This is a genomic window from Aquimonas sp. (genome assembly GCF_044377145.1).
In the GTDB taxonomy this organism is placed as follows: domain Bacteria; phylum Pseudomonadota; class Gammaproteobacteria; order Xanthomonadales; family Xanthomonadaceae; genus Aquimonas.
Genome location: NZ_JBILJQ010000131.1, coordinates 1 through 6,865, shown reverse-complemented (window position 1 = coordinate 6,865; position 6,865 = coordinate 1). Strand labels below are relative to the sequence as shown.

General features: G+C 66.9%; 7 protein-coding genes. 5 read left to right on the top strand and 2 right to left on the bottom strand.

Annotation, left to right across the window (positions count from 1 at the left end):
* Positions 1-87: 87 nt before the first annotated feature.
* Positions 88-621, bottom strand: a complete 534-nt coding sequence (locus tag ACIQ7H_RS21385; RefSeq protein WP_395795381.1) for an EamA family transporter — start codon at positions 619-621, stop codon at positions 88-90.
* Between the two features lie 119 nt (positions 622-740).
* Between ACIQ7H_RS21385 and ACIQ7H_RS21380 the strand changes: the two genes are divergently transcribed.
* On the top strand, positions 741-1,985 hold the full coding sequence (locus ACIQ7H_RS21380; RefSeq protein ID WP_395795379.1) for a threonine/serine exporter ThrE family protein: 1,245 nt from the start codon (positions 741-743) through the stop codon (positions 1,983-1,985).
* 97 nt (positions 1,986-2,082) lie between these two features.
* Here the strand turns inward: ACIQ7H_RS21380 and ACIQ7H_RS21375 are convergent, their stop codons facing one another.
* Entirely contained in the window at positions 2,083-2,403 is a 321-nt protein-coding gene (locus ACIQ7H_RS21375) for an H-NS family nucleoid-associated regulatory protein (RefSeq protein WP_395795377.1), read from the bottom strand.
* A 371-nt stretch (positions 2,404-2,774) separates the two neighbouring features.
* On the opposite strand from ACIQ7H_RS21375, the gene ACIQ7H_RS21370 reads away from it, so the two are divergent.
* From ACIQ7H_RS21370 to ACIQ7H_RS21355, 4 genes are read left to right on the top strand one after another with little or no spacing between them, the layout of a single operon-like run.
* Positions 2,775-3,551, top strand: a complete 777-nt coding sequence (locus ACIQ7H_RS21370) for an SDR family oxidoreductase (RefSeq protein WP_395795375.1) — start codon at positions 2,775-2,777, stop codon at positions 3,549-3,551.
* Entirely contained in the window at positions 3,551-4,618 is a 1,068-nt protein-coding gene (locus tag ACIQ7H_RS21365; protein WP_395795373.1) for a phosphotransferase family protein, read from the top strand. The genes ACIQ7H_RS21370 and ACIQ7H_RS21365 overlap by 1 nt, the downstream gene beginning before the upstream one ends.
* On the top strand, positions 4,618-5,841 hold the full coding sequence (locus tag ACIQ7H_RS21360; protein ID WP_395795371.1) for an acyl-CoA dehydrogenase family protein: 1,224 nt from the start codon (positions 4,618-4,620) through the stop codon (positions 5,839-5,841). Before ACIQ7H_RS21365 ends, ACIQ7H_RS21360 begins: the two co-directional genes overlap by 1 nt.
* On the top strand, positions 5,838-6,677 hold the full coding sequence (locus tag ACIQ7H_RS21355) for an IclR family transcriptional regulator (RefSeq protein ID WP_395795369.1): 840 nt from the start codon (positions 5,838-5,840) through the stop codon (positions 6,675-6,677). The genes ACIQ7H_RS21360 and ACIQ7H_RS21355 overlap by 4 nt, the downstream gene beginning before the upstream one ends.
* Positions 6,678-6,865 lie beyond the last annotated feature (188 nt).

The following is a 6,865-nucleotide window of genomic DNA, read 5'->3' as shown; positions in this document are numbered from 1 at the left end:
CGAGCGCACATGCGCCCGCCATCGCCGCACCTCCGAACACGCCATCGACCGATCCTCCGTCGGGGAAACCGGAGACGGTCGGGAGAATCAGGTCAGGAAGGTAGGTGAGGTGGGCGGACGCTTACGAATCGCGAGTACGCCGAACAGCACGCCGCGCAGTACCGCGCCTGGGCTGGCCTCGTGTTCGCGTTTGCCGCTGACCAGCAGCACGCCCGAGCTGACCAGTACAAAGCCGAGCACCTGCAGCGGGCCAAGGCGCTCGCCAAGGAATACGAAAGACAGGGCGATCACGAACGGGCTGTACAGGTTGCCGATGATGCCCATCCGGCCGGCGCCAAGCTGGTTCAGGGCTTTCAGGTACAGGGTGTCGGCCAGCGCGAGGCCGATCAGGCCGCTGGCCACCGCGATCGCGATCTCGCGGATGCTGATGTCGGGCAGGCCAAAGCCGTGCACCAGCGGCAGTGCCGCGCAAAGCATCAGCAGCACCAGGGCGTTCTTGATGAAATTCAGCTGCAGCGGCGGCAGGTAGGCGCCAAGGCGCCGGTACAGCACTACGCCTATCGCCCAGGCCAGCGCACTCAACAGGGCGAACAGTTCGCCCAGACCGAAGCTGGCTGACATGGCGATATCGCGACGGGAAAGGGCGCGCAGTATGCCGAGACTTGAGTGCTGGCACTCACAGCGATGGGAAGCAGACTGCGCGGGGGCTATTCTTTGGCGCCCTGCGTCGTTCCGCCACCATGGCCCTGCAGCCCAGCTATGCCGATCGCATCGAGTTTCTGCTGCAGCTGGCAGCCAGCCTGCACACGTATGGCACCACCGCTCAGCGCCTTGAGGCCGCGATCACCAAGGTCGCCAGCCGGCTGCGCCTGCGCTGCAATGCATGGTCGAATCCGACCGGGCTGATTCTGTCCGTGGTCGATGCCGATGCCGAGGTCGAGGACGGCAACCCGCCGGCCGAGACCACCCGGGTGGTGCGACTGGAACCCGGAGATGTCGACCTGGCCCGGCTGTGCGCCGCCGACGATATCGCCGAGCGCGTGCTGGCCGGTGAAATGGGCTTGGCCGAAGGCTCACGTGCGCTGCGCGAGCTCAAGGCGCCCTCGGGCACCGCGGCCCAGGCGCTGACGGCTTTCAGCTTCGGCCTCGCCTCAGCCAGCGTCGCCGGCCTGCTCGGCACGGCTTGGGCCGATATCGCCACGGCCGCATGTATCGGCTGGGTCATCGGCCTGCTCTATGTGTTGGGTGCCGGCCGGCCGCGGCTGTCGGAGGGGCTGGACGCGATCGCGGCCCTGTTGGCGACGTTGTTGGCTACGGCGGTGGCGTTCTGGTTGGTGCCGGTGAACCTGAAGACCGTGGTGGTGGCGAGCTTGATCGTACTGCTGCCGGGTCTGACCTTGGCGAACGCCGTATCGGAACTGTCCAGCCAGCATCTGGTGTCAGGCACGGCGCGATTCGCCGGCGCGGTCGCCACCTTGCTCAAACTCACCTTTGGTACGGTCGCCGCCACCCAATTCGCACGGCTGTTGGGCTGGGTGCCGCTGGAACCCGCAGTGCCGATGCCACCGGAATGGCTGGAGTGGGCCTCACTGCTGATCGCGGCCTTTGCATTTGCCGTGCTGTTTCGCGCCGATCTGCGTGACTATCCGGTGGTGATGGCCTCGGCGGTGCTCGGCTACCTGTGCAGCCGCTACGGCGGAGCCGCCCTCGGTAATGAGGCGGGAGTGTTCATGGCCGGAATGGCGGTGAGTGCGGCCAGCAATCTATACGCGCGCACCTTCAAGCGGCCGGGCGCGGTGGTGCGGGTGCCGGGGATGATTCTGCTGGTGCCGGGCAGCGTCGGTTTCCGCAGCCTGTCATTCGTGTTCGAACGCGACGTATTCCTCGGCCTCGATACCGGGTTCACCGTCATCATCGTGCTGATCTCACTGGTGGCCGGCCTACTGTTCGGCAATCTTCTCATCCCGCCCCGGCGTAGCCTGTAGCCCTCGACGACGCAAACAAAAACGCGCCCGCTTGCACGGGCGCGTTTCTGTTGACCTCAGTGGGGCGGGGCGATTGACTGCTCCGCCCAAACGCTGATCAACCGACCAGCAGGCTGTCCGCGCTGGCGCCGGAGGCCAGTGCCGCCTTGAACCAGCCCGGGCGCTTGCCGCGGCCGGTCCAGGTCTGGCTCTGATCTGCCGGGTTGGCGAACTTGGCGCCGCTGGCGGACTTCGAACCGCTGCGCTTGCCGCTGCCGAACAGCTCGTCGATGGTGTAACCCTGGTCTTTGGCGATCTGCAGGATCTGCTTGCGGACATCGTTGATCCGCTGCTTGTGCAGGTTGCGCTTGGCCTCACCGGCCTTGGCGATGAGTTCGTCGAGTTGCTGTGGGCTGAGGCCAGCCAGATCGATGGACATTGTGGAACTCCTTGGTCTTATCGGTGGTGCAATGGGCAGCTTATCGAGGGTGTCCTTCGATTGCGCTCCGGACACTCCGGCTTATAGCCTGTTCTCTGCTCAATGACAAGCAATTGGCAGTCTCAATGGCATGAGTGGACGAAAGCACTGGACCAGCGCGCTTCGTGTGTGGCCGGCTGCGAATGCGGGCTGCCCCGACCCGCGTCCGCTTCGGAGGCTCCCACGGTCCGCCGCTGTGGCCGCCGCACGCGGCGGGGCAGACGCCAGCGCAGCCGGGCTTGCGCGCGAGTCTGGCGGCGCTATCCTCGTGGATCGATAAGCAGAATAAGATTCTGCAATGCGGAATAAACCATCGATCAACGGGGTGAACCATGGGCGTACGACAACTGTTCGAACTGGGCGGCAGGGTGGCGCTGATCACCGGCGGCTCGCGCGGCCTCGGCCTGCAGATCGCTGAAGCCTTGGGCGAGATGGGCGCGCGGATCGCGATCACGGCGCGCAAGCAGGACGAGCTCGATCGCGCGCAGGCGCAGCTGCAGGCGCTGGGCATCGAAGTGCTGGCGGTATCGTCCGATGTCGCTCGGCCCGGTTCGGCCGCGGCCTTGGTCGATACGGTGCTGGCTCACTACGGCCAGATCGACATTCTGGTCAACAACGCCGGCGCCACCTGGGGCGCGGCGGCTGAAGACCATCCGGCCGAGGCCTGGACGAAGGTGATCGATCTGAACTTGAACGGCCTGTTCGCACTGACCCAGGAGGTCGCGCGCCGCTGTCTGCTGCCCCAGGGCAAGGGCCGGATCATCAATGTATCGTCGGTGGCCGGCCTGGGCGCTTCGCCGCCTGAGGTGCTGCGCGCGGCGGCCTATCACGCCAGCAAGGGCGCGGTGGTCAACCTGACCCGCGCGCTGGCGGCCGAATGGGGCGGCCGCGGCATCACCGTCAATGGCATCTGCCCGGGCTTCTTCCACAGCAAGATGGCCGACAAGATCATCGAGCGCTCGCACGAACTGCTAACCCGGCTGACGCCGCGCGGGCAGATGGGCGGCGAGGAAGATCTGAAAGGCCTTGCGGTGCTGTTGGCCTCGGATGCGTCAGCGCATATCAACGGCCAGAACATCGCCGTCGACGGCGGCATGAGCGTGCTCTGATGGCGACCCTGCCGGCAGGTCTCAGCGAGGTTCGCCCCGCTCATCGGTTTGATGAGGCCGCACTCGCCGCGCACCTGCAAGCTCAGCTGGGCTTTGGGGGCGAACTCAAGGTCTGGCAGTTCGAGGGCGGGCAATCGAACCCGACTTACTACCTTGAACTCGGCGGTGAACGCCTGGTGCTGCGGCGCAAACCGCCCGGCCAGCTGCTGCCCTCGGCGCACGCGATCGAGCGCGAGTACCGGGTGATCCGCGCCCTGCACGGCAGCGCGGTGCCAGTCGCTGAAGGCCTTCTGCTGTGTGAGGACATCAGCGTGATCGGCACGGCGTTCTACGTGATGCGCCATGTGCCGGGGCGGATCTTCTGGGACCCGAAATTGCCCGAACTCGATGCGACCGCGCGGCGCGCGATCTTCGATGCGATGGGCGCCACCATCGCCGAGCTGCATGCAGTCGACCCGACCGCGGTTGGCCTGGCCGACTACGGCGCCAGTGGCAACTACCTCGAACGCCAGGTCAGCCGCTGGAGCCGGCAATACCTGGCCTCGGACGCGCCGCCGATCGAAGCGATGCAGCACCTGATCGAATGGCTGCCGGCGCATCTGCCGCCGCCGAACGAGGTGCGCATCGTCCACGGCGATCTGCGGCTGGACAACTTCATCTTCGATCCCGTTGAGCCGCGCGTGCTGGCGGTACTCGATTGGGAGCTGTCCACCCTCGGCGACCCGCTGGTCGACTTCGCCTACAGCACCCTGACCTGGCGGATGCCGGCCGGGGGTTTTCGCGGCCTGGCCGGGATCGATGTCGCCGCACTCGGCATTCCGAGCGAGGCCGAGTACATCGCCGACTACTGCCGACGGTGCGGCCGCGCGCTCGGCGCCGATGGCCTGCCGGCGCACTGGAACACCTACCTGGTCTTCAACCTGTTTCGACTCGCCGCGATCCTGCAGGGCGTGGCCGCGCGTGCGCTGGCCGGCAATGCGGCTTCGGCCAAGGCGACCGAAATGGGCAAGCAGGCCATCCCGCTGGCCGAGCTGGCCTGGCGGATCGCACACAAGGAAGCGCATTGATGGACTTCGACTATTCCCCCCGCACCCTCGCCCTGCTGACCCGCGTCGAGGCCTTTCTGCAGGCCGAGGTGTATCCGAACGAGGCGGCGTTCTTCGCCGAAGTCGCCACCAATCGTGCCGCCGGCAATGCCTGGGTGCCCACGCGCGTCGTCGAGGCGCTGAAGGCCAAGGCGCGCGCGGCCGGATTGTGGAACCTGTTCCTGCCCGAATCCAAGCGCGGCGCGGGCTTGAGCAATGCCGAGTACGCGCCGCTGTGCGAGCTGATGGGGCGGTCGCCGATCGCGCCCGAGGTGTTCAACTGCAGCGCGCCGGACACTGGCAACATGGAGGTGCTGGAACGTTACGGCACACCCGCGCAGCAGGCGCAGTGGCTGCAGCCGCTGCTGGCCGGCGAGATCCGCAGCTGTTTCGCGATGACCGAGCCGGAGGTGGCCTCCAGTGACGCCACCCAGATCCGCACCCGGATCGAGCGCGATGGCGATAGCTACCGCATCAACGGTCGCAAATGGTGGAGCTCGGGCGCCAGCGACCCGCGCTGCCGGATCCTGATCGTGATGGGCCAGAGCAGCCCGGATCACCCCAGCGCGCATCAGCGGCAGTCGATGGTGCTGGTGCCGATGGACACCCCCGGCGTCACCCTGCTGCGTTCGCTGCCGGTGTTCGGCTATGACGACGCCCCGCATGGCCACGGTGAGATCGTGTTCGACAACGTGGTGGTGCCGGCCGAGAACATGCTGCTCGGCGAGGGCCGTGGCTTCGAGATCGCGCAGGGCCGGCTCGGTCCGGGCCGCATCCACCACTGCATGCGCCTGATTGGCCTGGCCGAGCGCGCGCTGGAACTCATGTGCAAACGTGCGCTCAGCCGCCACGCCTTCGGCAAGGCGGTGGCGGAGCAGGGCGTCACCCGTGAGCGCATCGCCGAGGCGCGGATCCTGATCGACCAGGCCCGTCTGTTGACCTTGAACGCCGCCTGGAAGATGGACACCGTCGGCAACAAGGTCGCCGCCAAGGAGATCGCGATGATCAAGGTCGCCGCGCCGCAGATGGCCTGCCAGGTGATCGACTGGGCGATCCAGGTCCATGGGGGTGCCGGTGTCAGCGACGACTTTCCGCTGGCCTATGCCTACGCGATGGCGCGCACCCTGCGCCTGGCCGACGGCCCCGATGAAGTGCATCGAAATCAGATTGCGAAGCTCGAGCTCAAGCGCTGGGTGCAGGCATGAGCGGATCGACGGGCGATGCCGAACAGGACAGCGGCGATGCGCTCGATACCGAGGCCGGCATCCAGGCCGAAGAAGGCCGCGACCGCCGCTTCGTCACCGCGCTGGCGCGCGGACTGGCGATCCTGCGCTGCTACAAGCGCAGCGAACGCTGGCTGGCCAACAGCGAGATCGCCACGCGCACTGGCCTGCCGCGGCCAACCGTTTCGCGGCTGACCTATACGCTGACCCGGCTCGGTTATCTGGAGCACTCGCAGCGCTTCGAGAAGTACGCGCTCGGCGCCAGCGTGCTGTCCTTGGGGCATGCGTTTCTGACCGGCGAGGACGTGCGCAGCGTCGCCCGCCCGCTGATGCAGACGCTGGCCGATGAGGTGCAGGCGACCGTGCTGCTGGGGGCGTTGGATCAGACCCAGATGGTGGTGCTGGAGGTCTGCCATGGCGCGCAGGCCTTCCATATTCGTCGGGAGGTCGGTGAGCGCCTGCCGCACGGCACCACCGCGCTGGGCCGTGCCTATCTGGTGGGCTTGGACGAACAGCGCTACGAGCAGGTGCTGGCCGCCCTGCTCAACAGCGTGCCAAAGCCCAGGCGAAGTGAGGTGCGTCAAGGCATCGAACAGGCGCGCGAGGATTACCGCCAGCACGGTTTCGTGTTCTCGCTGGGCGACTGGATGCCCGAGCTGTATGCGGTCGGCGTGCCGCTGCCGATCATCGGTGGCGAGCGCGTGCTGGCGCTGTCGGTCAGCGGGCCGCTGTATGCGATGACCCGTGAGCGCCTGGTCGGTGAAGTCGGCCCCGCCCTGATGCGCGCGCGCGATCGGGTGCTGGCGCGACTGGGCTAGGCGACGAAGTCGATTGTCGCGAAGCCGGTGCCTGCGTGCGGCCGGTTCTACTCAAGCCTAGCTGTCGGATCCCGGACGATCGCGTACCTGCTTGACGAAGAGTTCCGGCTGGGTGGATTGCCAGCGTTTGAGCGCCAGAAGTGGAGTCTCGTGGTTGAGCGCCTTCTGTGGCAAGTGGTGGTTGTAGA

Coding starts and splice junctions, on each gene's coding strand:
- ACIQ7H_RS21355 (WP_395795369.1), top strand. CDS start 5,838: ATGAGCGGATCGACGGGCGATGCCGAACAGGACAGCGGCGATGCGCTC.
- ACIQ7H_RS21380 (WP_395795379.1), top strand. CDS start 741: ATGGCCCTGCAGCCCAGCTATGCCGATCGCATCGAGTTTCTGCTGCAG.
- ACIQ7H_RS21375 (WP_395795377.1), bottom strand. CDS start 2,403: ATGTCCATCGATCTGGCTGGCCTCAGCCCACAGCAACTCGACGAACTC.
- ACIQ7H_RS21385 (WP_395795381.1), bottom strand. CDS start 621: ATGTCAGCCAGCTTCGGTCTGGGCGAACTGTTCGCCCTGTTGAGTGCG.
- ACIQ7H_RS21370 (WP_395795375.1), top strand. CDS start 2,775: ATGGGCGTACGACAACTGTTCGAACTGGGCGGCAGGGTGGCGCTGATC.
- ACIQ7H_RS21365 (WP_395795373.1), top strand. CDS start 3,551: ATGGCGACCCTGCCGGCAGGTCTCAGCGAGGTTCGCCCCGCTCATCGG.
- ACIQ7H_RS21360 (WP_395795371.1), top strand. CDS start 4,618: ATGGACTTCGACTATTCCCCCCGCACCCTCGCCCTGCTGACCCGCGTC.